Origin of the sequence: Legionella shakespearei DSM 23087, from assembly GCF_000373765.1 — a bacterium.
GTDB classification, from domain to species: Bacteria; Pseudomonadota; Gammaproteobacteria; order Legionellales; family Legionellaceae; genus Legionella; species Legionella shakespearei.
Genome location: NZ_KB892426.1, coordinates 101344 through 124889, shown reverse-complemented (window position 1 = coordinate 124889; position 23546 = coordinate 101344). Strand labels below are relative to the sequence as shown.

Sequence of the window (23546 nt, the reverse complement as noted above, 5' to 3'; positions counted from 1 at the left end):
AAACTTGATTACGCTATCGCTGCATCAAGGCTACGGTAATTAAATGACACGAGTTGCCTCGCGTCATTTTTTAAATAGAGAATTACTTGGCTGGAACAATTTCAACTTGCAAATTAGCGATCACATCACTGTGAACGTGAACTTCTACAGTGTAGTTTCCAATTGAATGCAGAGGACCTTCTGGCATTACAATTTCTCTTTTGCTGATTTCAACTGATTTTTCAATCAAAGCATCTTTGATTTCGTTCACGCCAACAGAACCGTATAATTTACCTTCGTCACTAGCCATTGCACTAATAACAAGAGTTATATCATTCAGTTTTGCTGCACGTTGCTCAGCAGTTGCCAAAGATTGTTGTGCTTTTTTCTCTAAATCCGCACGACGCTTTTCAAACTGCTCAATGCTTTTAGCGGTAGCAAATACTGCTTTGTTTTGTGGTATTAAAAAATTACGTCCATAACCGGATTTGACATTAACTTTATCACCCAAATTACCCAGGTTACGTACTTTTTCTAATAAGATTACTTCCATCTTAATAACCCCTTAAGTTGATTCTCTCACCCTGACAGGGAGATATAATCTAAAATTAAATAAACTGTCTAATGCACCCAATAGAACGTAAGCAAACAATACAAAGAAAGGTTTTAACAATATTAAAAGAACTAATAAAGTCATTATCCTGAGTTGTCTTTTACGCGCCAATGCATAGAAAGCCAAGGCAAATCCCGAGATCAGGAAATAGGAAAGAACTAACGGTAACAAATTAATCGCATAGGAAATTTCAAAGTACGATGCTATTGAAACGGCCATCAGAATTAAAAATGAAAGCCTGCCACTGCGAAATGCCAGTAGTTCACTGCTAAATCCTCCGGGTACAAACAATTTAGCCTGTATGGATCGTGCAAAAATTAAAGAAATTAATGCAGAAACAACCACGCTTAATATTTGTATGCCGAAAAAAAGTTGAGCCAAAATAAATGTGCTTATACCATCCGTACCAGCATCCAGTAATTGTTTGTATTCCTGGAATTGCCCCAATATATTTTTAAACTGACTAAATTGTGCCAGTATAAAATCAGGTGCAAATAAATGAATTGCCGTAAACCCGATTAATGCCTGTAAGAAAAACACACCAAAAACGGCTTGCCAACTTGTAGTGCTGCGTAAAACCAGGGCTGCAAGATAACAAGGAATGTAAATAATCAGTGTATTAATTAATGCACTTTCAATGGGAACCAGCATCATCAAAGGCACAGAATGAATAACCAGAGCAGGCAACATTACTTCAAAGCCAGTCTTTGCTCCTCTGCGTAAAGTAACCAGGAGAACCAAAGCGACCGAAAGCCATGAAGCAAAAGGCAATAAAGCAAACAGAACAGCAAACATAATTGCTTGCTGTTTGTTCTCAAGTAAATTCTTACTTTGCCTTAGTATAAAGTTGCCTGTACGCATCATTTATTATCTGTGGCTGTCGCAATAAGGCAGTAAACCGATGAATCGGGCATGCTTGATTGCTTTTGCTAATTGTCTTTGAAAACGGGTTTGTGTACCAGTGATACGGCTAGGTACAATTTTACCTGTTTCAGAAATATAGTTTTTTAATAAATTGATGTCTTTGTAATCAATTTCATTGCCGCCTTCAGCACTGAATCGGCACATTTTTTTTCTACGAAAATAAGCTGACATAAATGTTTCCCCTTAAGCTGCTCTGGATTCTTTTTCTTTCTTCATCAACACGGATTCAGTAGTAATCGCTTGTTTTTGAACTGTGATTAGGTTTCTTAAAATTGCATCGTTAAATTTGAATGCATTTTTAATTTCTTCCAGTGCTTCAAGATTACATTCGATATTCAATAAAATGTAATGAGCTTTGTGAACATCATTGATTGGATACGCTAGTTGACGGCGTCCCAAATCTTCTTTACGGTGAATGATGCCATTGTGCTTGCTTATGATCCCTTCATAACGCTCAACCATTGCTGGTACTTGTTCGCTTTGATCAGGGTGCACAAGAAACATAATTTCGTAATGTCTCATGGTTTCTCCTTGTGGATAAAGCCTTCTGTTTTTATAAAATTCAGTAAGGCAAGGTTTTAAAAAGCTGCCAATCATAACTTATTTGACTAATTGTTACAATAAATAAAGAGAAGAACTCACATATGTACATGATTTATACCGTTCAGTAGCCCGTATTAGGCGATAACCGTAATACGGGAAGTAGTTTCTTGCCACTTCGATCCCGTATTACGGCTGGCGCCTAATACGGGCTACATGACCGTTTAGGTGGTCGACAATCTACTATATAACCACTAACATGCTCATATTATCCACATATGTACAATTAACACTCTCATAAACCATAAATTCTTCTTAATTTGCTATAAATATAGTGACAAGTGTTATCAAATTAGGTTACCGTTCACTTAATGGATGTTGTGACCTTAACATATAACTAATTATAAAATAACGAGGTTTTTGATGGATATCATTTCTCTTCAATTTGAAGAACCTTTAATAATCCGAGTTGCCGATACTGTAGTTAAAATTTTAGCCTTTAAAACACAAGAGCATGGGAATATTAAATTTGGTGTTGATGCTCCAAGAACAATCAATGTGCACAGGGAAGAGATTTTTCATGCGATTAAGCAAAAAGAACTTCTTAATACTACTGAGTAACCTTTTATATACATGAAATTGAATCACAACAGATATTTATTCCTTCTGTCCGGGTTGATTCTATTTCTGGCTTCTCTTTCTTTTATTATCAATTCATTAAAGTATAAATTTCCGGGGAACAATTATTTCCCGGATCATACAGCAGCAATTGCCTTGATTATTTTGCTGGCTTATTCAGGATTAGTTATTTTCTTTGGTAAAGAAAACAGAGCAAGCAAATCGTGTATTGAAATTCTGTACTTTTTTATCATTATGGCTGTGATTGCTTTCGCGACTAATGCTGTTCAGCTTACTCCATTTCACCCTGTGGATAAGGAACTTGTAGCATTTGAATCTTATTTCAATGTCAATCTGATTGCTGTTATGGAATGGACAAGCAGACACCCCTTATTAAAAAATATCTTAGCCATTGCCTATGACACACTTCCTTATCAAATGAGCTTTCTGCCCTTATGCGTTATTGTCAGTGGCAGATTTTCTCTTTTGAGAGACTATTATTTTCTTTTGCTGACGACTACCTTGATTGGATTTTTAGTGTATTATTTTTTCCCTACAACCGCTCCCGCCAGTGTGTTGGACAGTCCTTTGTTTTCGCCAGAACAAATTGCTACAGGACTTAAATTTAACCAGATACACAATCACATAATTCCAACAACAAATGAAGGAGGTTTAATCGCCCTTCCGTCCTTTCATACCATATGGGCACTGTTGTGTGTTTATCTACTGAAAGAATGGCCGATTGCCTGCGCGTTTTTATTAATAATTAATTGTTTTCTCATTGCCGCATGTGTGTTGTTGGGCTGGCATTATCCCATTGATGTAGTAGCTGCATTTATTATTGTCGGGATTAGTTATTACATATTGCTCCATATCAGACAATCCGAGCCGAGACTGGGATTTAATCGCAATACTTAAAGGGCTAATGCATCTAGTTTTGAATGTTTTGTAGCCTTGATGCAGCGACAGCGCTGAGTGATCCTCTCATAATTTTAACCTGTAAAAAGATGCAAATAAGCAGGATGATCAGCGCAAGTAGCCCCTCCACCTCCGGGGGAGGGTGCCCGACAGGGCGGGTGGGGGGATCAAAAAGAGAACTTATTTAAGGTAGAAAGGTCTAAAACAAAATGGTCTATTTAATAGAAACTCCTTTTTTGATCCCCCCATCCGCCCTGTCGGGCACCTTCCCCCGGAGAGGGGAAGGCGATCCTGCATAGGTCTGAGTGGTACTCAATATGAGAGGATCACTCAGAGCGACAGCGTAATCAAGGTTTTCCTTCACTTGCAGATCTTAAATAAGTAAACCTTGATTTCGCTATCGCTGCATCAAGGCTACAGCTTTTTTGCATGAACTTACACGGGATTGTGGTGCATTCATCCTTTAACGCTTTTTATCAATCCTGAAGGATAAGAGAGTTCATGGCTTATTAATTTATTATCCAGCACTGCATTTATCCCTGCTTTATGCAATTTAGCGTGGAGGATTTTATTGAGATTACGGCTTTGCATTCCCTTCAATAAGGGATACATTTGTATCAGCAGTCTATCATCTTGTCTGCCGATTTTTACGGGCTCGTTAATGACTCTGACCGAAGTACCTACGGATACCAAACTATATAACTCCTCTATATCTTCCGGCAACATGCGAATACAACCAGCACTCACTCTGGCACCTACGCCATCAGTTCGGTTTGTTCCATGGATAAGATATGCAGGCCAGCCGAGACGTAATGCATATTTACCCAGAGGATTATCAACTCCTGAAGGAAATTCATCAGGAAGTGGTGCGCCAAGCTCTTCAGCCGCAGCAAGTAGCTTCGGAGTTGGCCTCCAGATGGGATTAGTTGTTTTAGCAGTGACTTTTGTGAACCCCAATGGAGTATTCCATCCTTCTTTTCCAATACCTACGGGAAAAGTTATAACTATGTTCTCATCTGGAGGAAAATAGTAAAGTCGGTATTCCGCAAGATTGATGACTATGCCGGTACGGGGTACATCAGGCAGAATATATTGGGTTGGAACTAATAATTTTGTATGGGCAGGTAATGTATGTATTGCATCAACCTGAGGATTAGCATGCACCATTTCATAATAACCCACATTAAAACGTCTGCCTGCCTCATCTATAGTTTCATTGATACGCGAAGCAGTATGTTGTAGCTCACCAATAACATCTCCTGAGGCTGGTAGTACAAACACAGTTGCATGAGTGGTGGTACTTAGGCAAAAACACAGAAGTGAATATTTTATTGCATTGATACATTTACTCTTCATGCGTATGTTTCTCAACAAAAAGCAGATTTGGAACAATCCGTAGCCCGGTTGCTTGCAACCGGGATGGGATGTGTGATTGTGGAGGTGATCCCGGTTGCAAGCAACCGGGCTACGACTAGAGACTATTATCCACTTTAAAACGCTCGCCATATTTTGACTCGAAGGTTTTAAATAAAGTTTCCAGCTTATCTTTGCCGAAATCTTTAGCATAGTTCATAGGGCCACCACGGAATGGTGCGAAGCCTGTGGCGAAAATCATTCCCGCATCAAGCAGATCTGAATCAGCAACAACGCCTTCGCGTAAACACGCAGCAGACTCATTGACCATACGAAGAATCAATCGATCAGCTATGCTTTTATCAATTTGGGCAGCAGGACGCTTTTTAATTGGTTTACCGTTTTTATAACGATAAAAACCTTCACCCGTTTTACGACCCAATTTACCGGCACTGACCATATCACGTAATTTCTGCGGTACTGTTCCACCGAAATGGCCCGTTAAATTTTCAGCCACAGCCAGGCATACATCCATTCCTACTGTATCAGCTAACTCAACAGGTCCCATAAACATACCGAAGTTCAAAGCCGCTTCATCAATAGTTTCCGCACTATAGCCCTCTTCAAGCAATTGCACACATTCCATCAGATAAGGCATTAAAACGCGGTTCACTAAAAAGCCTGGACTCGATTTTACCGGCAAAGGCAATTTTCCAATTTGATTCACGAAAGCACATGAATTCTGCTGAACCTTTTTGGCGGTTTTAGAACTGCTTACCACTTCAACCAGATCCATTTTAGCCACTGGATTGAAGAAGTGAATTCCCACCAGGCGCTCAGGCTTACTTATCGCTGTGCTGATTTCATCTAATGGAATACTGGAAGTATTGGTCGCAATAATGGCATCCTTCTGCGCCCTTTGCTCTACAGACTTCATTATTTCCTGCTTGACAGCCAGATTCTCAAATACTGCTTCGATAATAACATCAGCTCTCGCTACACCGTGCCCTTCGGGATCAGGAGTCAGGTTATCCATTGCCGCCTGAATCAATCTGGGTTTGCGCAGTTTCTTCTTATACAGCGCATGAGCTCTGCCAATAGCAGGAGCTATTTGTGCATACGTTTTATCTTGCAATGTCACCTGAATGCCCTTTAATGCACACCAGGCAGCAATATCTCCCCCCATGACACCAGCACCAATAACGTGAACATGTTTTGCTTTAAAATGACTGTCTTTGGCAAAGCTCTTTAAACGTTCGCGCAAATGGAAGGCACGGATCAGATTTTTTGAAGTATCGCCCTTGGACACTAATTGCTCGACAGAATCAGCTTCCTTTAAATAAGCCCTGTCGCCAACCCCGCCCTCTTTCTCCCAAAGATCAATCACTGCATAGGGAGCGGGATAGTGTTCCTTACGTACGCGCTTGGCGACGTTATAACGTAATAAATAAGCAATAGGCTTTCTGAGCCATGAACTATTAGTCAAACCATCAATAAAGGATGGTTTATGCTTTGGCGGCCTGTTTTTAATGAAATAGACGGCGGCTCTCTTTAATTGGCGAACAGGAACAACATCATCAACCATACCCAACGCTTTAGCTTTTGGTGAGGCAATTGCGCTTCCTGTGAGAATGACCTGAGACAGTGCTTTAAAACCACCAATAAGCTGAGGTAATCTCACCGTACCGCCCCAACCTGGGTGAATACCCAGCATTACTTCAGGAAGCCCGATTCGCGTGTCTTTTTCATCAGATGCAATACGATAGGTACAAGCAAGAGCCAGTTCATAACCACCACCCATGCAAAAACCATCTATCATCGCAACACTTGGTATAGATAAAGCCTGCAGGCGCGAAAATACAGCCTGGCCTTTTTGCAGAAAATCTACTGCCTGAGCCGCATTTTCAAACTGTGAAAATGCATTCACATCAGCACCAGCAATAAATCCCTTATCTTTAAGAGAATAAATCACCAGACCTATAGCTTTTTTGTCTTGAGCAATTTCCTGTAACAAACTGTTCAGCTCATCCAGCACTTCTTCATTAATCGTATTTACTGCGGCACCTTCTCTGTTAAAACCTAACCAGAGAATCGCGTCTTTGTCTCGTTGAAGTTCCCAATGTTTGTAATTATTCATGTCCTTTCACCTCAGTCACTCGTTCAAGATACATAGCCCCACCCTGTCCACCACCGATACAAATGGAAGCCATACCTCGCGTTTCGTTTCTTTGTTCCAAAGATTTTAATACATGCAATACAATCCGGGCACCACTTGCACCTATGGGATGACCGGCTGCAATAGCACCACCCTCTCGGTTTAGCTTATCCAGCGACGGGCCGCCCATGACTTCGTTCAATCCTAATTGAGTTTTGCAATACTCTTCATCATTCCAGGCGGCAACACAACCAAGAACCTGTGCAGCAAAGGCTTCGTTAATTTCCCAGCAATCCATATCCTGGGGTTTCAATTTGTGCCGCTCCAGAATTGGTGTTGCGGCATGAACAGGCCCAAGTCCCATTTGCGACGGATCCAAAGCAGCCCATTGAGAATCAACGATGCGCCCAATCACTTTTAACTTGTATTTTTTTACAGCCTCAGCGCTGGCCAATAATAATAAACAGGCACCATCAGTAATCTGAGAGCTGTTACCTGGAGTCACCATTCCGTATTTTTTATCAAAGAAGGGTTTTAATTTAGAAAGCTTTTCTACAGTAGAATCTGGCCGCACACCATCATCCTGAGGATAAATTTTTCCTTTGGGATCAATAATAGCAGAGACCTCAGACATTCTGTTTTCATCGTAAGCAGCGGCTAATTTTAAATGGCTTTGAACAGCAAATTCATCCATTTGCTCTCTGGTAATATTAAATCTGTATGCAACCTTTTCAGCGGTTTGCCCCATATTCAAACCAACTATAGGATCGGTAAGACCTCTAAGCAAGGCAATTACCGGAGCAAGAAAAGAGGGTCTGAACTGGGTTATCAGGCCAACTTTTTGCCCCATGCTTTTGGCAGCAAACCAGTTAGCAAGCCACGAAGCCATTTTTTGGTTGAATAATAATGGAGCATGACTCATAGCATCGGTGCCACCTGCAAGAACCAGATTACTGCGGCCGCTGGCTATTTGTATTGCGGCATTATCAATCGCCTGCATTCCAGAGGCACAATTACGCATTACGGTAAAAGCCGGCACCTTGTCACCACAACCTAAGCGCAAAGCAACTACTCGGGCAATATTAGCCTCATCGGGGCCAGGCATTGCGCTACCAATGATAACTTCATCCAATTCTGTCGGGGAGAAAGGTTGACGGTTTAATAATGCTTTACCAGCAGCAACAGCGAGGTCAGATCCGGTAAACGGGCCAACGCCTTTCGCTTTAAGAAACGGTGTACGGTTTCCATCAACAACATACACTTCTCGACCACTTAAATTTGACTGATGTTTCATTAGTCCTCCTTCATCCGTACCTGTATTACAGGTTATTGTGGGTGTTTACCCTAAGCAAATTTACAGGATTAAAGAGTAGCAGTAATCCTCCAAATTTGGAAATTTTAAGTTGATTTTTATGGATAAATTTAAAGACCACTCATGGCCTGCCACATGTACTCTTACATTTTGGAATTGAAGGCCATGCTTTTTTCTGTGACGGTTTTATCATATAAATCGATGATGGTCCAAAGCTCATCGGTGCTGGCAATGTTAATTTTTTTCAATTCCCTGACGATTGCCGCTACACTGAGTAAATTTCCTTTTAATATGTCACAGACTATAAGCTCAACCTCTGATTTGTACTTCCTGAAGTTGTGCGTATAAAAAGAATAGCGATTCTCAGGAATTTTTTCTGAATAGGCCTCAAGAGCAGTACATAAGTTGATAATTTCTGGATTGTAACGAGGCAGCAGATCCAGATCCAACCGGGGAATAAGATTAAATTTTATTGAGCTGTTGCGCTTTTTACCTGACTGCAACCGGGATGAATTTAAAGAACCCTCTTTGCGACGGCCTGATTCAGTAAATTTCTCTGGTTCCCGACGATCATGCCCCCTTGGACGCTCACTTTTATTAGCATCAGAGTCTAATGCCTTACTGTATCGGCGGATTGCATCAATGAGCTGCCGTATTGAAGTAGTTTGGTCTCTGTTTCTGTAAGGTAATAGATAAATATACAGGTTTGTGAGGAACTTTTCCGGATGTTCTGTCTGGTTTAAGAATTCATTAAGTAAAGGAGCGAGATTGTTAATATCTGCTTTAACCAGATAATCCAGATCTTTAAACGCCCTTCGTTCACAGTCATTCAAAATATCGGTAAGAAGTACTGCGTTTAAAACGGTTCTGTTATCGACATACATGTTCAGGTCAGTTAAAGAGGAAAGCGATTTTACTTTTCTGTGAGTTTTTGTACCAAGCAGATATTGCTTTCTCATAGCGAGTATTTGTTTCTCAACATCAAGAGATTCCAGGATATGTTCGCTATTTAACATGTAAATGAAGTCAGAACTATAAACCGAATCGTCCTCGGTACTTTTGACATGTAATAGGGTGAGTCCGACACACTTTTGAGCAAATTGCGCCAAAGACCTGCCCCTCCCCTGATTTTCTTTAGAATACTTGTGAAGATCTGTCGCCAGGCCAGTAATAACCGAAAGTTCCAGACAACCCGTATCATAAAATTCATTTTCCAGAAGGCGAATCCAGTTATTCATAAACAAAACTGCATTAGCAGCATCTTTCGGACATATTCTGGTTGCAAGATATTCCAGTAACGTTACATACCACATAGAAGACAAATATCTGACTAAAAAATAATGTAATATCACACTTTTTTATTAAAAAAAATGCTATGCTTTTTTGATGGTCAGACAAGATATTTTTAAGGCTGCAATCTCTGTTAGCATTTCTGAACTTCTTTTGATTCCTAAAACGAAATGTCAACAGCCCCTAAAAAATAAATAAAATTTCACTTAAAATTTATAGAATTATTGACGGCAAATAAATTCCTGATATACTTCGCTTCCATTGATTGGAGAGATGGCCGAGTGGTCGAAGGCGCTCCCCTGCTAAGGGAGTATGGGAGAAATCCCATCGAGGGTTCGAATCCCTCTCTCTCCGCCAATCAACGCGCCCGTAGCTCAGTTGGATAGAGTATTTGGCTACGAACCAAAGGGTCGGAGGTTCGAATCCTTCCGGGCGCGCCATTTCAAATTACAAAGCTACTCGATACCTTGCACAAAGAACTCATAAACGGCGTCCCCACAGCACGAATTACCTCATGTATTTTACGCATTAAATCATGCTTTGTGCCGCAACAAAAATTCCGCTCCTTAACAGTCGCGGCTCGGTTTCCGGTGCACGATGAAGTATATACAAACGCACGGAAACCGAGCCGCGACCGTCAGGAAGCGGAACAGTTTAGACTGGCAGGAACTGTATTTCTGTCTTGAACCCTGGCTCCCTCGGACAAACCGAGGGAGCCAGATAGTGTTCTCAAAGGGCTGGTGCTTCAAGCCAGTTTCCCGGTTGCGAGCAACCGGGCTACATCGCTATTCAAGTTATTGCCTCGCATACCCCTTGCTGAATCTGCTCTTTTGTATGTTTTATCAATTCAGCCGGATTGTCCATGATTGAAACCTGCTGTAACTGATTTTCGGTAATAAAATGTTCTTCCGAACAAGTTCTTAGAAAATGAAATAAGTGATTGTAATACCCATTAATGTTCAGAAAACCCAATGGTTTGTCATGAATACCTATTTTCTTGGCACTCCAAACTTCAAACAGCTCTTCAAAAGTACCTAAACCACCCGGAAAAAATACAAAAGCATCTGCTAACTCAGACATTAACGCTTTTCTATCCTGCATGGATTCAACGACATGCAATTTGGTGAGTTGATCGTGATGCAATTCGCTGGCTAGAGAAGTTGGCATAACACCAATGGCTTTTCCTCCGGCATCTAACACAGCATCCGCGAGTACACCCATTAAACCATTACGAGCGCCACCATAAACCAGTGTACAATTCTGTTTTGCCAGTTCCAATCCTAATAATCTGGCATTGGAACGATAAACAGGACTCTTCCCTTCTTTTGCTCCCAAAAAAACGCAGATATATGTGGTTTCACTCATTTTTAAATCCTATACATTTAATATATGCTTTGTGTTAGAACATAGTATGAATAATTAAGCTTTACCGCCAGCATCGAGAATGGTACCTTCATAAATCAGTACTAATATTTCGCCTTGATGGTTCTCAATAGATAGGCCATTGTTTTTTGATAATCGTTACTGTCTTGCTCGGGTAAATGTATAAACGCTGTGTCCTGCAATCTGCTTGCAGCCAGGATCGAAGTGGAACCATCCCGGCTGCAAGCAGACCGGGCTACGCACTAAATCAGGCTCTGTCCTCAGCAAAAATTCCGCTTCCTGACGGTCGCGGCTCGGTTTTCGGTGCACGATGAAGTCAATACGAACGCACGAAAACCGAGCCGCGACCGTCAGGAAGCGGAACAGTTATGCTGGCAGGAACTGTGTTCTGCCCTCAAATTAGTCGGGCTTTACGGTTGTATCAATGCATATCGAAACGTATAAATCGTTTAAACGTCATTGGTGCTATCCAATTGGGACAAATTTCTGAAACGATTGCATCACAAGTTGATTGGGTCAGAGAAGTATTAATGATAGTTCTCCTGGCATCTATAGTAAGGTCTCGCTTACTATAGATGCGCAAAAGAACTAAATTGGAAGAACGTGATCCCCTGATTCGAATTAGTTAAATCGACGATACCTTGATGATGATAAAATCTCTCCTTTTTTTTCAGAGAAATTAAGAAAAAGTGGGAACTTAATTTCTCCGAACAAATGTGATTTAAGCATAATCAAATGGTAAGAAACCGAGGCAACTAATTTGCATACGAAAGAATGCTTTGTCTCCATAGGATTATTGGGTTCTGTCATAGAAATCTGGAAACTTTGATATGGTTTCCTGTCTTTAACAGAACCGCATATAAAGCTCAGACAGCAAATGCAAAATTCTGCTTTTTGTGAGCCCAATAATCATCGTCTTTTTGAATATCCTTAAACATTGCCCACATACTTCAAGCCAATGTAAGGGCCAGATGCTGCAAAATTAGTTTCGCCCAATACAGGGTCAATACTACCAGCCGCTACAGTTGTATGTAATGCATTAAAGTAGTTAAACCACATGTAACCAGCATCCAGGGTTAAATCTCCCTGAGCCATTGCATAGATATAGTTAATACCTAACTTGGCTTCAACCTCAGGTGTGATTGAATTTTTGGAACCATAGCTTGTTGGACGAGCTACACCAGCTACTGAGGCCACACCATCATTAAATTTGCTGGTGCCAACTAGAATAGCTGCTGCTCCTTTGGCATAGATACCAAAACCATTACCGAATACGTAATTCATATCCAGACCGGTACGTGGGCCAAAACCGCTGAATTCAGAAGAGAAACTATCAGCAAATGTTGTGCCTACATAATTGCTTACGTCAGTTTTGATACGAGCATATTGCACGCCGCCATGAAAACGCATTTTTTTGTTAGCGCTGAAATCTACGAATTGTCCCAATTCAACGTTAACAGCATCCCATTTATTGTTATGAACAAATCTTGCCTCAGGATCTTCAACAATAAAATAAGGCCCCTTTGTATCTGCATCCAGATGATACCAGCTAACGGTAAGATCATTACCAGTGTTAAAGTGGTATGAGCCTTCCACATTGAAACCCCAGTTCCAATCAAGATCCCAATCATAGTAATGATTTAATCCATTTAAAGGAGCTACGCTGTGATAGCCAGCAGCAGCGCTGTATTGGGGTTGTAAATAAAGTGCGCTAACACCTATATCCCATGCACTTCTTTCACAAGGTACAGTCACATTTCCCGGAGTACACACAGGTCCCATCGTACCTGCAAATACGGTACCACTTCCTAAAACAAGTACTGCTACGGCTGTTTTTTTTAAAAAAAACATTTTTTGGCCTCCACTAGATTCTTATTTGTTCCATTTATTTATAACTCATGCTTTGAGTTGTTAAATAAAGATGCTTGCATCGTTCAAACTGAACAATACGTACTGATAGTATTACCAGTGTTTTTGCATGTGTCAAGAATGATAGAAAATGAATATTTTCATGAAGATATATTTCATGATCAATATCTGCTTAGTGCTGTATGTGCTGTCACAAACATAAGTCGATAGTGACAGCAAATCCGGCATTATTACATGCAGTTTATTGCCAACCTGCTGTTTTTACTGTAAAAAGATCTTTTACTTTATCATGAGGATACTGTATGTACTTATTTGATGGTTCATTACAAAAAGGAATATTGCTTTTTTTATTAGCATCTAGCAGCTATGCTGCTGTGGATAAGTCAAAAGATGGCAATATAGAAAATAAAGTCAGTTCTTCCTGGCAATTCGATGCTGGAATCCGTTATTGGCTTAGTACCAGCAAATATGTATTTAATTTACATGATTTTACGGATCAGTTGATATCGAGAATAACTTATAGCGATGCAACAAGTAATGCTGCGGAGGGATTTTGGCGACTCAGTCATGAACAGGGCTTTTTTTTGAAGGGATATTTTGGCGGTGGTTCGATTAATAAGGGTTCGACAAGAGATGAAGATTTTCCTGTTGATATTTCCTATTCAGATACTTTAGGCCAACAGAAAAGTGGCGTCCTTAATTACGTAACTGTGGATTTAGGATATAATTTTTTAAATTATCAAAATTGGCAAGCTGGCGGCTTTATTGGGTATTTTCACTGGATGGAGCACTATAATGATTATGGCTGTTACCAGACAGCTGGGGGTGATTTCTGTGTGCCATCTATAGCTTCCGAAGTAAATGGAATGAACAATACTGCTGAATGGGATGCTTTACGTTTAGGTATAAACAGTACGATACATTTAACAGATAAGCATGCATTAAATACTGATGTAGCTTATATACGTAGTAATTTACGCGGCAATGACTATCATAATTTGCGTCCTGATATTCGCGGTTTTTTAAATGACGGCAAGGGCAATGGCGTACAACTGGATGCGATTTTAAATTGGAGCGTCACTCAGGACCTGGCGCTAGGTATAGGAGCACGCTGGTGGTATATTTTTACGAATGGATTTGCCCATTTTGAGGAAACTGCTGCTTTTGCGGGACAGGCACAACCTATAGATGTAAAGCAATATAGATACGGCCTCATATTGCAGGCAAATTATACATTTAATAACAATCCTGTTATAGCGGATACTAAAGATCCTGCCAATTTCTCCTGGACAGGATTTTATATTGGCGCGAACGCAGGCTATGGAACTAATTATGACATAGTGTCGATTGCCCCTGTATCATTCGCCGCCCAGGCATTACAAGACTTCACTCCTAATGCTTTAAATTTACAGAGAAGAGGTTTTATTGGTGGCGGTCAACTCGGATATAATTGGCAGAAAGACAGAGTTGTCGCGGGGATAGAGTCTGATTTAAGTTATGCACATATCAGTGGTTCAAATGGTGTGTCTTTAATCGTTGATTCCGATCCCGACTATTATAGCCAAATAACAACCAGTACAGATATAAATATCAGCCGCATGATGACCTTAAGAGGCCGTCTTGGAAAATTGGCCTGGAATGACTTTTTAATTTATGTTACTGCGGGCCCGGCCTGGGGTAAAACCAAATTTGCTTTTGATCAGAGGGAGATTTTTGGTGATTGTGATTCTGTCTGGTGTACACGAGCGAATTACAATAAAAATAAGTTTGGTTGGTCAGGCGGTGTGGGTTTGGAATATGCAGTAGATCAGCACGTCTCTTTTAAAGCAGAATACCTTTATGTTGATTTAGGCGCTATTAATATGGATTCAATCGGCAGATCCTATCTGGGTGCGCCAGTAAATTATCGAATTAATTCCCGTGTCAGTAGTAACATAATAAGAGCAGGCCTGAATTATAATTTTTAATTCTGGTTGAGCATAACAGGAATAATTATTTGATATAAAAACAGGTCAATGATAAGGTAATCAATTCTTAATAAAGTATTTTTTATAAATTATTTACATTATCAATAAACAAGGAGAGGATATGTCTGCTTTAAAGAAAACAACACTTAGTATTTTGGTCTTAAGCAACATAGGCACTATACAAATGGCGTGGGCAGGTGAAGCCTATGATAAGCATAAAGCAGACAAAGGGTATTTCATTGGAATTGATGCATTATATTTGCAACCACGTAATGGCGATTTGGATTTTGCATATGCCTTGCGTACCAGTCCAACTTCATATGCCGCATCAACAATCAATATAAATCCGGATTATAGCTGGGGGTTCAATCTTTTCGGTGGAATGAGTTTCAGCAATGATAATGAAATACGCCTTTCCTGGCAGCGTCTTCATACTAAAGATGCAAACAGCACTCCATTTGAAAGCGAACCCAGATGGGTTCCTGCTGATTGGCCATTTGTTAATGGACGTGTCAATTTTGATTATGATGAAGTGTCCGGCGTGTTTGCTCACACCCATATGGTGTCTGACAAATGGCGGGTAAGATACGGTGCGGGTATCAACTACGCTGAAATTAATTCAGATCTTACTGTTGCTGGCTTTCCAATACCAAACCGCTGGTACGAACGCACTGGCCATAGTGCTTTTCGAGGCGTTGGACCACGCGTTGAAGCGAATATATTTTATGATTTGACTCAGCATTTTACCTTATTTGCGGATGGAAACACGGCCTTACTTATTGGAAACAGAGATGTTTCTTTAGAGTCAACTGACTTTTCTTATACTTTTGCTGATCGGCATGTTACAGTCCCCAAGCTGGGCTTGCGACTTGGAATCAATTATACGAATAAAATGGGGCTTATTGGCGGAGAAGGAAGCACAACACTTTTTACTCTTGAAACTGGCTGGCAGGCTGAAACATATATTCATGCGATTGAGCGTCCCTTGCTTGTGGGGTCAGTAGGCGGCGAAGGTTTTGCAACGGCTAATGTGCTCTCTCAAAGCAGTAATTTTAGCAATCAAGGGCCATTTTTAGGTGTTAAAATGTTGACTGATTGCCTTTAATATTTTCTTCCACCAGAGCCAATACAGGCTTCTGGTGGACGTACCTCAATTTGTATCTCATAGAATGAACATAACATGAAAAACTTATTTCCTATCTCCATGCGCAGCACCATTCCGGGAATTGTTTGGCCAGAGATAATCAGTCCTATGGCTGCTCAACTTTATTACCAATTAGCCCATTTTGATGTAACCGAAAAACTGCCTGAGGCTAATATTAAGGAGTTCCAATTCAGGCAACTTACAACACTATTTAATTTTGCCCGCCAATTTGTTCCTTATTACCAGGAAAAATTCGCGCATTTGCCCTTTATCTCTGATTGGCACGATTTGGCAAACCTATGGGAAGAGTTGCCTATTTTAACTCGAACAGACATACAACAAGCAGATTCTGCCCTGTTTGCAGAAAAGGTTCCCCCTGGGCATGAACCATCCGAATTACTCTCTACCAGTGGATCCACCGGGCATCCTGTAACAATAAAAGGGAATGTTGCCACACAATTTTTCTGGAATGCGATTTCATTAAGAAATCATTTATGGCATAAAGATGAATTTAATAAATCGTTCGCAACAATTCGTTATGGTTTCTATGAAACGGCAAAAGATAATCCCGCGGCACCTCCACAGGGTACAAGTTATCAACATTGGAGTCCCGCTACATATGCTTTTGGCGAAACAGGAACATGCTATCATTTGTCTTTTTGTTCTGTTGAAGAGGAGGCAGAGTGGTTGTTGCGAGTCAATCCAGATTATTTAAATTGTAATCCATCAACCTTAAAAGCAATTATCGGTTATTTTGCCCAACATGGGAAAAAACCAGATAAATTAAAAAAAGTTCACACACACAGTGAAATTGTAGAGCCATCATTGCGTACCTTGGTGAAAGAGATTCTTGGGATCTCTCTCATTGATAACTATTCAGCGAAAGAAACAGGATATATCGCATTGCAATGTCCTGAAAGCGATCATTATCACATCCAGTCAGAAAATATTTTGGTAGAAATTCTCAATGATCAAGGTAAGCCCTGCGCGGTAAATGAGCCAGGAAAAGTGATTGTAACTCCATTACATAATTTTTCTTCACCACTAATACGTTATCAAATTGGGGATTATGCAATACCAGGCGAACCTTGCGTCTGCGGACGCACTTTACCCATCTTAAAACAGGTTTTGGGAAGACAGCGTAATATGCTCCACCTTCCTGATGGCAGACAGGTTTGGCCCTCTTTTGCCAACAATGGCGTACGCCTTATGGATTTATTTTCCAACAGGCAATTCCAGGTTGTTCAAAAATCACTAATGGAACTTGAAGTAAATCTTACTGGAAAGCATTTTACCTCACTCGAAGAAGATCAATTAAGAGAAAAACTGATGATGATTTTTGAACATCCATTTAATTTCATATTTAATTATGTCAATGAAATTCCTCGAAGCACAGGCGGCAAGTTCGAAGATTTTAAATCGGAATGCTGAATATGATGACTTTGGCAGATTATAAAAGCATTCAGGGTTTCGTGACACAATTAGAAACAATAATTAAGCTTTGCCGCCAGCATCGGTAATGGTACCTTCATAAATCAGTACTAATACTTCACCTTGATGGTTCTTAATTTCGACTTGCTCTGACACGGTTCGATTATAACAAGAGTTGTTACCGGGAAAAGTGAGTGGGCTGTTGTTTAGTTCCCATTTCAGGCCTTTGGAAGACACTATAGCAGCAGGAATTCCTAATAATGATATTTTTGTATGCTCTGTTAGCGAAAGGCTGATGCGCTTTTTCTCGTTCAAGACAAAGCCTTTTAATGGTGGCGCATATAAAAGGCAATTGCCGCCCATAAAAATATTAATGTTATTCAAAACGTGATCCAGATAGCCTCCATTTATTCCCACGATGATGCTGGGTAATAAATTGTTTTCATGCAGATAGGCCATTGTTTTTTGATAGTCGTTACTGTTTTGCTCGGGTAAATGTATAAACGCTGTGTCCTGCAATAAAGAAGGCAGAACTGAATCAAGATCACCAATAATAATATGAGGTTTAATGCCTAGCACATGCAAACTGTTTGCGGCGCCATCTGCAGCGACCACTGGCAGGTTTGTCGCTTTAAAAAAGCGGGCTTCGGGCAATTCGCCATTGAGACAGAGAATGGATTTATATCCTTTAAAGCTGGACAGTTCGAGAGTCATAGCGTCTTTTCAATATAATTAATAATAAACTTATAATCAGCCCTACTACATTAGAGCTTAAAACAAAAAAGGAATCGGTACTGCCGCCATAGACAATCCAGGCCAGAGAGCAGATCAGATAATTAATTAGCATGATCATGGAAATGTCCTGCGTGGATTTGGTTTTTATTGCCTTAAAAATTTGCGGCAGCAAACCTATGAAGGAAGTAATGAAGGCAATAGTGCCAGATATAAAAATCAGTGTCACAAGTTCTTCCTCAGAGAGTATCATTTTTTATATTTTAACATAATTATACGTTCTTGATGAATTATGCTAAATCAGGAACAACTCCTATAATTAAGGGATACAAATCAAAGTGCAATAATAATGGATCACTATCGTATCGAAACAATGAGTAAAGGGGAAGTGCAAACAGCTGTTGACTGGGCTGCCAGAGAGGGATGGAATCCAGGCTTGCAAGATGCTTATTGCTTTTACCAGACTGATCCTCATGGCTTTTTTGCAGGGAAACTCAATGGCCAAATCATTGCTGTTGGTTCTGCCGTTGTCTATGACGATGATTTTGCTTTTTGCGGCTTTTATATTGTTGATAAAGCCTATAGGGATAAGGGTTATGGATTGGAATTAACGGAACACAGGCTGGAGTATATAGGGCGCAGGAATGCAGGCATTGATGGCGTGATGACTATGTTGGATAAATATGCTCGTATTGGTTACCAATTTGCCCATAATAATGCCCGTTATCAACTGGATAGCCTGGATGAACCTGTTTTAGCTGACCCACATATTGTGCCACTTGATACAATTGATTTTAGCCAGCTATCCGCTTATGACCGATTGCATTTTCCTACATTGCGCCCCCAGTTTTTAAAGTGCTGGATACATCAAAAGCAAGGCCTGGCACTGGGCTATGTTGCAGAGAATCAGCTTAAGGGATATGGCGTAATCAGAGCCTGTCAGCAAGGCTTTAAAATTGGACCTTTATTTGCTGATAGCCCCAAAATCGCTAATATTCTGTTGAGTAATCTTGCTCATTACAGTAAAAGTAATGTGATTTTTCTGGATATTCCCGAGAATAATCCATCAGCGGTTGATTTGGTAAATCACTATAAAATGACTAAAGTGTTTGCCACTGCACGGATGTATCTCAAGGAAGAACCACGATTAGCCATAAAACAGATTTATGGCATCACTTCTTTTGAATTGGGATGATGAATGACCCGCGATCTCAAAGGATATGGATCTCATCCGCCACAAATTGAATGGCCCAATAAAGCCAGAATAGCCATTAATTTTGTTATCAATTATGAAGAGGGTTCCGAGCTATCTCCTGTCAATGGCGATTCAGAAGCAGAAACCTATGGCAGTGATTTTCCCTTTAGCAAAAAGCCCAAAGGGGAACGTAATTACAGCATGGAATCATTTTATGAGTATGGCAGTCGCGTGGGCATATGGCGCCTGCTGCGTTTGTTTGATTCCCATTATCTTCCCTTAACCTTTTTTGCCACTGGTTATGCTCTGACTCTTAATCCGGAATTTTCTGCCTATCTGACCGATTCCCGGCATGAGGTGGCAGGACATGGCTGGCGTTGGATCAATTATGACAAAGTACCCAGGTCTACAGAAAAAAAGCATATATACCGCTGCATTGACACTATAGAGCAATTAACAAACCAAAGACCCATAGGCTGGTATACAGGACGGCGCAGTAAACATACGCGTGATTTATTATTGGAAATTGGCGGTTTTCTTTATGATTCAGACAGTTATGCTGATGATTTGCCTTATAAAATAGGCCAGCATTTGGTTATCCCCTATTCGCTGGATTGCAATGATTTTCGTTTTACTACGTCCCCAGGTTTTGCCTCCGGTAATGACTTTTATCAGCATTTAAAAAGCACTTTTGATTATCTGTATCAGGAAAATCGCACTGCCATAATGACTATTGGGTTGCATCCCAGACTTAGCGGAAAAGCGGGAAATTGCATGGCCTTAAGTCAGTTTATAGCTTATATAATGCAATTCCAGAATATCTGGATAGCCAGACGTATGGATATAGCTCGGTATTGGTTGGAGAGTCGTCCGGAAGAACCATAGCCCGATCCCCGTCATCCTGAGCGCGTCTTTTTGCGTGAAGGATCTCCACACTGGCACCATGCCGCTTTCAGGAGATCCTTCGCGCAAAAAGACGCGCTCAGGACGACGTGGATCGAGGAATGGCTATGTACTCCATTTCAAAAAAAGCATAAAATGCTTTCGATGTTCCATTCGGGACTGTTCAAATCACACTATGGATATCTAAATGAGTCACTTGCTGGATCTGTCGCTGCTTAAAAAGAATCGCGATTTTCGCTTGCTTTATTTGGGGCAGTTCATCTCCTTTGCGGGCACGATGATTAGTTATGTTGCCCTTCCCTATCAGATATATCACATCACCCAGTCGACCATGATGGTGGGCTTACTCAGTTTGGTTCAACTGCTTCCTCTGTTGTTTACTGCATTGGTTGGCGGGGTAATGGCTGATCGTTACAACAGACGTGGGCTGATTATTCTGAGTGAATTATTACTGGCGGTAGGTTGTCTGGTATTGGCACTTAACTCCTTAACAGATGCTCCCAATGTCTATGTGATTTTCGCTGTAGCCATGCTGCTTTCAGCGATTACCGGATTACATCGCCCTGCTCTTGACAGTATTGTCCAACAAATAGTGAAACCAAAGGATTACAAAAACGTAGGTGCTCTTACCAGTTTTAAATTCAGCTTTTGTATGATTGTTGGCCCTGCAATTGCCGGTTTAATCATTGCACAACATGGGATCGTTATCACGTATCTTATTGATTTAACAACCTTTCTTATATCAATACTCTGTGTATGCCTCATGCACTCCATTCCTAAACCGGTTGTTGAAGAGCATCCATCTATTATGTCTTCTCTAAAAGAAGGTGTGCGTTTTGCCTTTAGCCGTCAGGAATTAATTGGCAGCTATTTTGTTGATTTCATTGCTATGGTTTTCGCTATGCCTAATGCGCTCCTACCCGCTATTGCACAGGTTTATGGTGGGGCGCAAACCTTAGGATTGCTCTATTCAGCACCCGCAGTGGGCTCACTGATTGTTTCTTTTGTCAGCGGCTGGACTTCAAAAGTTACCCAGGATGGAAAAGCAATCGCTATTGCTGCAGCGTTATGGGGAGCTTCTATCATTGGTTTTGGCCTGTCAAACTCCCTTTGGTTAGCTCTCTTTTTCCTGGCTTTATCAGGTGCTTTTGATGCAATTAGTGGGATTTTCAGGGTTGCATTATGGAATAGTACAATTCCTGTAGAATTACGTGGGCGTTTGGCTGGAATTGAAATGCTGAGTTATTTGAGTGGCCCACGGTTGGGCGATGCCAGAGCGGGATTTGTTGCTGCCGGATTCGGTATCAGTACGGCACTGATTTCAGGTGGGATTCTTTGTATTATTGGTGTTGGTTTGTCTTGTTATGCGTTGCCGAAATTCTGGAGTTATAAGAGCAGGTAATATTTTATCCCGGTTGCTTGCAACCGGGATGGAACGGGCTAGGGCTAATCCCCAATAATGCTTTCTTTTTTGTGATGGAGTGCCAGAGTCTCATCGAGGCTGGCTGCTTCTGTTAATGCCGCCACGTTTTCTTTGGTGAAAAAGCCATCAAAGCCGTGGCAACGCTCTACATATTCTGTAATTAACAAAGAATATTGGGAGTGTTTGGAAAAGATCTGTTTCAAATCAGGGGTGTCTGTACAGGCGCCAAATACTTGAGCCAGAAATTCAATATTCATATCATCCCGCAGAGTTTCTACGACATAATCTATGTTTTTTTTCCCAGAAGCATGATCACCGTCTTTTACTTCGTAGGCTATATGGTGCATTCTCCTGCCGTAATTGCGGACGAAGGTTTCTGTGGGCATGGGGAGGTTCTCAAAGGAATTCACCATAAAGGGGGTATTATTCGCAGTAAAGACTTTAGCTGGTGATCTGATGTCATGGCCATGCGGGTTGCGATTTACATTGGTTGATGAATTCATGTCATAAATATTATAAGCGCCCCAGAAATAATAGCGTGAGAGGCAGAGAAACTCTAAAATGGCGTCTTCACGTTCACCCGCCAGAATTCGGGTTGCCATGTGATCAATGCCTTTGAGCAAGCTTCTGGTACCATTATCATGACTGATTTTATCCTCTGCATCCAAAATGCGTTCTTGTTCTTTAGTCAGGTAAAAGCGCTGGCCAAGTTCAAGGCTATCGTAATCAAAAATGGAAGCGTCCATGTAACCGACACTGTTGTACGTAAAGTCAGATAAGCGGGTGAAATGAATGGCTTTACTGCAATAAAATTTGTTTTCAGTCATTCCTGGATCGGCAAAATAAAAATTATGTGAGGTTAAAATTTTGCGAATTTCATCTTTGTGTTTGCAATGGTAAATTTCCCCTACATAACGCGCATTAAATTTCTCTCTTGAATTAGGGTACATTTTGTTTAAACGCGTGATGTCATCACGAAAATTAGGGTCTAATGGTTCAAGGATGATGAAAGCTGGTGAATCTTTTGTATTTTCCAGACAGTAGAATTTATGCGTATCGCTAATGTAGCTTCGAGCGTAACGATAGGGAGTCATGTAATAGAGTTCTTTGAGATAATTAATCGCATCGCCGGTCTGTACTTGCACCAGCACCGCGCACATATCTCCATATAACTCTTCGAGTCCTGAGGCCAGGCGTCGTTCCAGAATTTTTGTTTTGTATTCATGAAAATATTCGGAATTCTGTTTATCACCTTTGGGTTTATATTTTAAGGGGTTAATCATGGTGTTCTCCGAAAACTTGCATTGGGTGAAGTCACTATTATTAATTATACACATTAACGTAAGTTCTGGATGAACTAACATTGTTGTATTTGCGAAATCCGTTCGTGCTGAGGCGGCGTGGCCTTTTTGCTCAGCCTCGAAGCATTGCAAAGTTTTTTGCCCTGAGTATGCTTCGAGACGGGGTTCCCACCCCTCCTCAGCACGAACGGGCCGGTGAGTGGGAGGGGCTAATAAAACCCTTATTTCCAATTCACATCTGTTCTGAACAACACCATAACTTTTTTTGCACTCGCACAATCCGTTCGTGCTGAGGAGGCGCGGCTTTTTGCGCCGTCTCGAAGCATTGGCACAGATTTTTTGCCTTGTGCCTGCTTCGAGACGGGGTTTCCACCCCTCCTCAGCACGAACGGGCCGGTGAGTGGGAGGGGCTAATAAAACCCTTATTTCCAATTCACATCTGTTCTGAACAACACCATAACTTTTTTTGCACTCGCACAATCCGTTCGTGCTGAGG

General features: G+C 40.9%; 21 protein-coding genes and 2 tRNA genes. 10 read left to right on the top strand and 13 right to left on the bottom strand.

The features are described from left to right. Positions 1-82: 82 nt before the first annotated feature. Genes rplI through rpsF form a run of 4 tightly spaced genes read right to left on the bottom strand, consistent with a single transcriptional unit; the run spans position 83 to position 2038 of the window. A complete protein-coding gene (gene rplI, locus B094_RS0112795; protein WP_018578208.1) occupies positions 83-532 on the bottom strand; it encodes a 50S ribosomal protein L9 in 450 nt (149 codons plus the stop codon). 12 nt (positions 533-544) lie between these two features. After that, complete coding sequence (locus B094_RS0112790) at positions 545-1456, bottom strand: hypothetical protein (RefSeq protein ID WP_018578207.1); 912 nt, start codon at positions 1454-1456, stop codon at positions 545-547. A 3-nt stretch (positions 1457-1459) separates the two neighbouring features. Beyond that, the gene (gene rpsR / locus B094_RS0112785) at positions 1460-1687 is read right to left on the bottom strand and encodes a 30S ribosomal protein S18 (RefSeq protein ID WP_018578206.1); all 228 of its coding nucleotides are present in this window, start codon (positions 1685-1687) and stop codon (positions 1460-1462) included. 12 nt (positions 1688-1699) lie between these two features. Beyond that, positions 1700-2038, bottom strand: a complete 339-nt coding sequence (rpsF, locus tag B094_RS0112780) for a 30S ribosomal protein S6 (RefSeq protein ID WP_018578205.1) — start codon at positions 2036-2038, stop codon at positions 1700-1702. Positions 2039-2479: 441 nt separating this feature from the next. On the opposite strand from rpsF, the gene B094_RS0112775 reads away from it, so the two are divergent. Continuing rightward, positions 2480-2677, top strand: coding sequence for a carbon storage regulator (locus tag B094_RS0112775; RefSeq protein ID WP_018578204.1), 198 nt, complete (start codon positions 2480-2482; stop codon positions 2675-2677). Between the two features lie 12 nt (positions 2678-2689). Continuing rightward, a complete protein-coding gene (locus B094_RS0112770; protein ID WP_018578203.1) occupies positions 2690-3592 on the top strand; it encodes a phosphatase PAP2 family protein in 903 nt (300 codons plus the stop codon). A gap of 456 nt (positions 3593-4048) precedes the next feature. On the opposite strand, the gene B094_RS0112765 is transcribed toward B094_RS0112770, so the two are convergent. From B094_RS0112765 to B094_RS0112750, 4 genes are all read right to left on the bottom strand, one after another. Further along, complete coding sequence (locus tag B094_RS0112765; protein ID WP_018578202.1) at positions 4049-4948, bottom strand: L,D-transpeptidase family protein; 900 nt, start codon at positions 4946-4948, stop codon at positions 4049-4051. A gap of 115 nt (positions 4949-5063) precedes the next feature. Further along, the gene (locus B094_RS0112760; RefSeq protein WP_018578201.1) at positions 5064-7082 is read right to left on the bottom strand and encodes a 3-hydroxyacyl-CoA dehydrogenase NAD-binding domain-containing protein; all 2019 of its coding nucleotides are present in this window, start codon (positions 7080-7082) and stop codon (positions 5064-5066) included. Then, positions 7075-8394, bottom strand: coding sequence for an acetyl-CoA C-acetyltransferase (locus B094_RS0112755; RefSeq protein ID WP_018578200.1), 1320 nt, complete (start codon positions 8392-8394; stop codon positions 7075-7077). Before B094_RS0112755 ends, B094_RS0112760 begins: the two co-directional genes overlap by 8 nt. A gap of 161 nt (positions 8395-8555) precedes the next feature. Further along, positions 8556-9725: a hypothetical protein gene (locus B094_RS0112750; RefSeq protein WP_018578199.1), complete on the bottom strand. Its 1170-nt coding sequence runs from the start codon at positions 9723-9725 to the stop codon at positions 8556-8558. A gap of 244 nt (positions 9726-9969) precedes the next feature. Here B094_RS0112750 and B094_RS0112745 point away from each other — a divergent pair. Together B094_RS0112745 and B094_RS0112740 are read left to right on the top strand one after the other, a co-directional pair. Further along, a tRNA-Ser gene (locus tag B094_RS0112745) sits at positions 9970-10059 on the top strand. A gap of 6 nt (positions 10060-10065) precedes the next feature. After that, positions 10066-10142: transfer RNA gene (locus B094_RS0112740), tRNA-Arg, on the top strand. Between the two features lie 349 nt (positions 10143-10491). On the opposite strand, the gene B094_RS0112735 is transcribed toward B094_RS0112740, so the two are convergent. Together B094_RS0112735 and B094_RS0112730 are read right to left on the bottom strand one after the other, a co-directional pair. Then, the gene (locus tag B094_RS0112735; protein ID WP_018578198.1) at positions 10492-11067 is read right to left on the bottom strand and encodes an LOG family protein; all 576 of its coding nucleotides are present in this window, start codon (positions 11065-11067) and stop codon (positions 10492-10494) included. 948 nt (positions 11068-12015) lie between these two features. Continuing rightward, a complete protein-coding gene (locus B094_RS0112730; RefSeq protein ID WP_018578197.1) occupies positions 12016-12936 on the bottom strand; it encodes an Lpg1974 family pore-forming outer membrane protein in 921 nt (306 codons plus the stop codon). Positions 12937-13256: 320 nt separating this feature from the next. Here B094_RS0112730 and B094_RS0112725 point away from each other — a divergent pair, with 320 nt between their 5' ends. The 3 genes from B094_RS0112725 (at position 13257) to B094_RS0112715 (ending at position 17496) form a co-directional block, all read left to right on the top strand. Continuing rightward, on the top strand, positions 13257-14921 hold the full coding sequence (locus tag B094_RS0112725) for an outer membrane protein (RefSeq protein WP_018578196.1): 1665 nt from the start codon (positions 13257-13259) through the stop codon (positions 14919-14921). 121 nt (positions 14922-15042) lie between these two features. Continuing rightward, positions 15043-16026 (top strand): Lpg1974 family pore-forming outer membrane protein, encoded by a 984-nt coding sequence (locus B094_RS0112720; RefSeq protein ID WP_018578195.1) that lies wholly within the window; start codon positions 15043-15045, stop codon positions 16024-16026. Positions 16027-16101: 75 nt separating this feature from the next. Beyond that, positions 16102-17496, top strand: a complete 1395-nt coding sequence (locus B094_RS0112715; RefSeq protein ID WP_018578194.1) for a phenylacetate--CoA ligase family protein — start codon at positions 16102-16104, stop codon at positions 17494-17496. A 63-nt stretch (positions 17497-17559) separates the two neighbouring features. On the opposite strand, the gene B094_RS0112710 is transcribed toward B094_RS0112715, so the two are convergent. Together B094_RS0112710 and B094_RS0112705 are read right to left on the bottom strand one after the other, a co-directional pair. Then, positions 17560-18210, bottom strand: a complete 651-nt coding sequence (locus B094_RS0112710) for a thiamine diphosphokinase (protein WP_018578193.1) — start codon at positions 18208-18210, stop codon at positions 17560-17562. Next, a complete protein-coding gene (locus B094_RS0112705; protein WP_040524314.1) occupies positions 18185-18481 on the bottom strand; it encodes a SemiSWEET family sugar transporter in 297 nt (98 codons plus the stop codon). The genes B094_RS0112710 and B094_RS0112705 overlap by 26 nt, the downstream gene beginning before the upstream one ends. A gap of 96 nt (positions 18482-18577) precedes the next feature. Between B094_RS0112705 and B094_RS0112700 the strand changes: the two genes are divergently transcribed. From B094_RS0112700 to B094_RS0112690, 3 genes are all read left to right on the top strand, one after another. Beyond that, entirely contained in the window at positions 18578-19423 is an 846-nt protein-coding gene (locus tag B094_RS0112700; protein WP_040524312.1) for a GNAT family N-acetyltransferase, read from the top strand. Between the two features lie 3 nt (positions 19424-19426). Next, the gene (locus tag B094_RS0112695; protein ID WP_018578190.1) at positions 19427-20308 is read left to right on the top strand and encodes a polysaccharide deacetylase family protein; all 882 of its coding nucleotides are present in this window, start codon (positions 19427-19429) and stop codon (positions 20306-20308) included. A gap of 205 nt (positions 20309-20513) precedes the next feature. Then, complete coding sequence (locus B094_RS0112690; protein ID WP_018578189.1) at positions 20514-21728, top strand: MFS transporter; 1215 nt, start codon at positions 20514-20516, stop codon at positions 21726-21728. Positions 21729-21772: 44 nt separating this feature from the next. Here B094_RS0112690 and B094_RS0112685 read toward each other — a convergent pair whose 3' ends face one another. Then, positions 21773-23032: a hypothetical protein gene (locus B094_RS0112685; RefSeq protein ID WP_018578188.1), complete on the bottom strand. Its 1260-nt coding sequence runs from the start codon at positions 23030-23032 to the stop codon at positions 21773-21775. Positions 23033-23546 lie beyond the last annotated feature (514 nt).

Bases quoted from the DNA above. Each gene is read 5' to 3' on its own strand.
- rplI (WP_018578208.1), bottom strand. From the start codon at position 532: ATGGAAGTAATCTTATTAGAAAAAGTACGTAACCTGGGTAATTTGGGT.
- B094_RS0112790 (WP_018578207.1), bottom strand. From the start codon at position 1,456: ATGATGCGTACAGGCAACTTTATACTAAGGCAAAGTAAGAATTTACTT.
- rpsR (WP_018578206.1), bottom strand. From the start codon at position 1,687: ATGTCAGCTTATTTTCGTAGAAAAAAAATGTGCCGATTCAGTGCTGAA.
- rpsF (WP_018578205.1), bottom strand. From the start codon at position 2,038: ATGAGACATTACGAAATTATGTTTCTTGTGCACCCTGATCAAAGCGAA.
- B094_RS0112775 (WP_018578204.1), top strand. From the start codon at position 2,480: ATGGATATCATTTCTCTTCAATTTGAAGAACCTTTAATAATCCGAGTT.
- B094_RS0112770 (WP_018578203.1), top strand. From the start codon at position 2,690: ATGAAATTGAATCACAACAGATATTTATTCCTTCTGTCCGGGTTGATT.
- B094_RS0112765 (WP_018578202.1), bottom strand. From the start codon at position 4,948: ATGAAGAGTAAATGTATCAATGCAATAAAATATTCACTTCTGTGTTTT.
- B094_RS0112760 (WP_018578201.1), bottom strand. From the start codon at position 7,082: ATGAATAATTACAAACATTGGGAACTTCAACGAGACAAAGACGCGATT.
- B094_RS0112755 (WP_018578200.1), bottom strand. From the start codon at position 8,394: ATGAAACATCAGTCAAATTTAAGTGGTCGAGAAGTGTATGTTGTTGAT.
- B094_RS0112750 (WP_018578199.1), bottom strand. From the start codon at position 9,725: ATGTGGTATGTAACGTTACTGGAATATCTTGCAACCAGAATATGTCCG.
- B094_RS0112735 (WP_018578198.1), bottom strand. From the start codon at position 11,067: ATGAGTGAAACCACATATATCTGCGTTTTTTTGGGAGCAAAAGAAGGG.
- B094_RS0112730 (WP_018578197.1), bottom strand. From the start codon at position 12,936: ATGTTTTTTTTAAAAAAAACAGCCGTAGCAGTACTTGTTTTAGGAAGT.
- B094_RS0112725 (WP_018578196.1), top strand. From the start codon at position 13,257: ATGTACTTATTTGATGGTTCATTACAAAAAGGAATATTGCTTTTTTTA.
- B094_RS0112720 (WP_018578195.1), top strand. From the start codon at position 15,043: ATGTCTGCTTTAAAGAAAACAACACTTAGTATTTTGGTCTTAAGCAAC.
- B094_RS0112715 (WP_018578194.1), top strand. From the start codon at position 16,102: ATGAAAAACTTATTTCCTATCTCCATGCGCAGCACCATTCCGGGAATT.
- B094_RS0112710 (WP_018578193.1), bottom strand. From the start codon at position 18,210: ATGACTCTCGAACTGTCCAGCTTTAAAGGATATAAATCCATTCTCTGT.
- B094_RS0112705 (WP_040524314.1), bottom strand. From the start codon at position 18,481: ATGATACTCTCTGAGGAAGAACTTGTGACACTGATTTTTATATCTGGC.
- B094_RS0112700 (WP_040524312.1), top strand. From the start codon at position 18,578: ATGGATCACTATCGTATCGAAACAATGAGTAAAGGGGAAGTGCAAACA.
- B094_RS0112695 (WP_018578190.1), top strand. From the start codon at position 19,427: ATGACCCGCGATCTCAAAGGATATGGATCTCATCCGCCACAAATTGAA.
- B094_RS0112690 (WP_018578189.1), top strand. From the start codon at position 20,514: ATGAGTCACTTGCTGGATCTGTCGCTGCTTAAAAAGAATCGCGATTTT.
- B094_RS0112685 (WP_018578188.1), bottom strand. From the start codon at position 23,032: ATGATTAACCCCTTAAAATATAAACCCAAAGGTGATAAACAGAATTCC.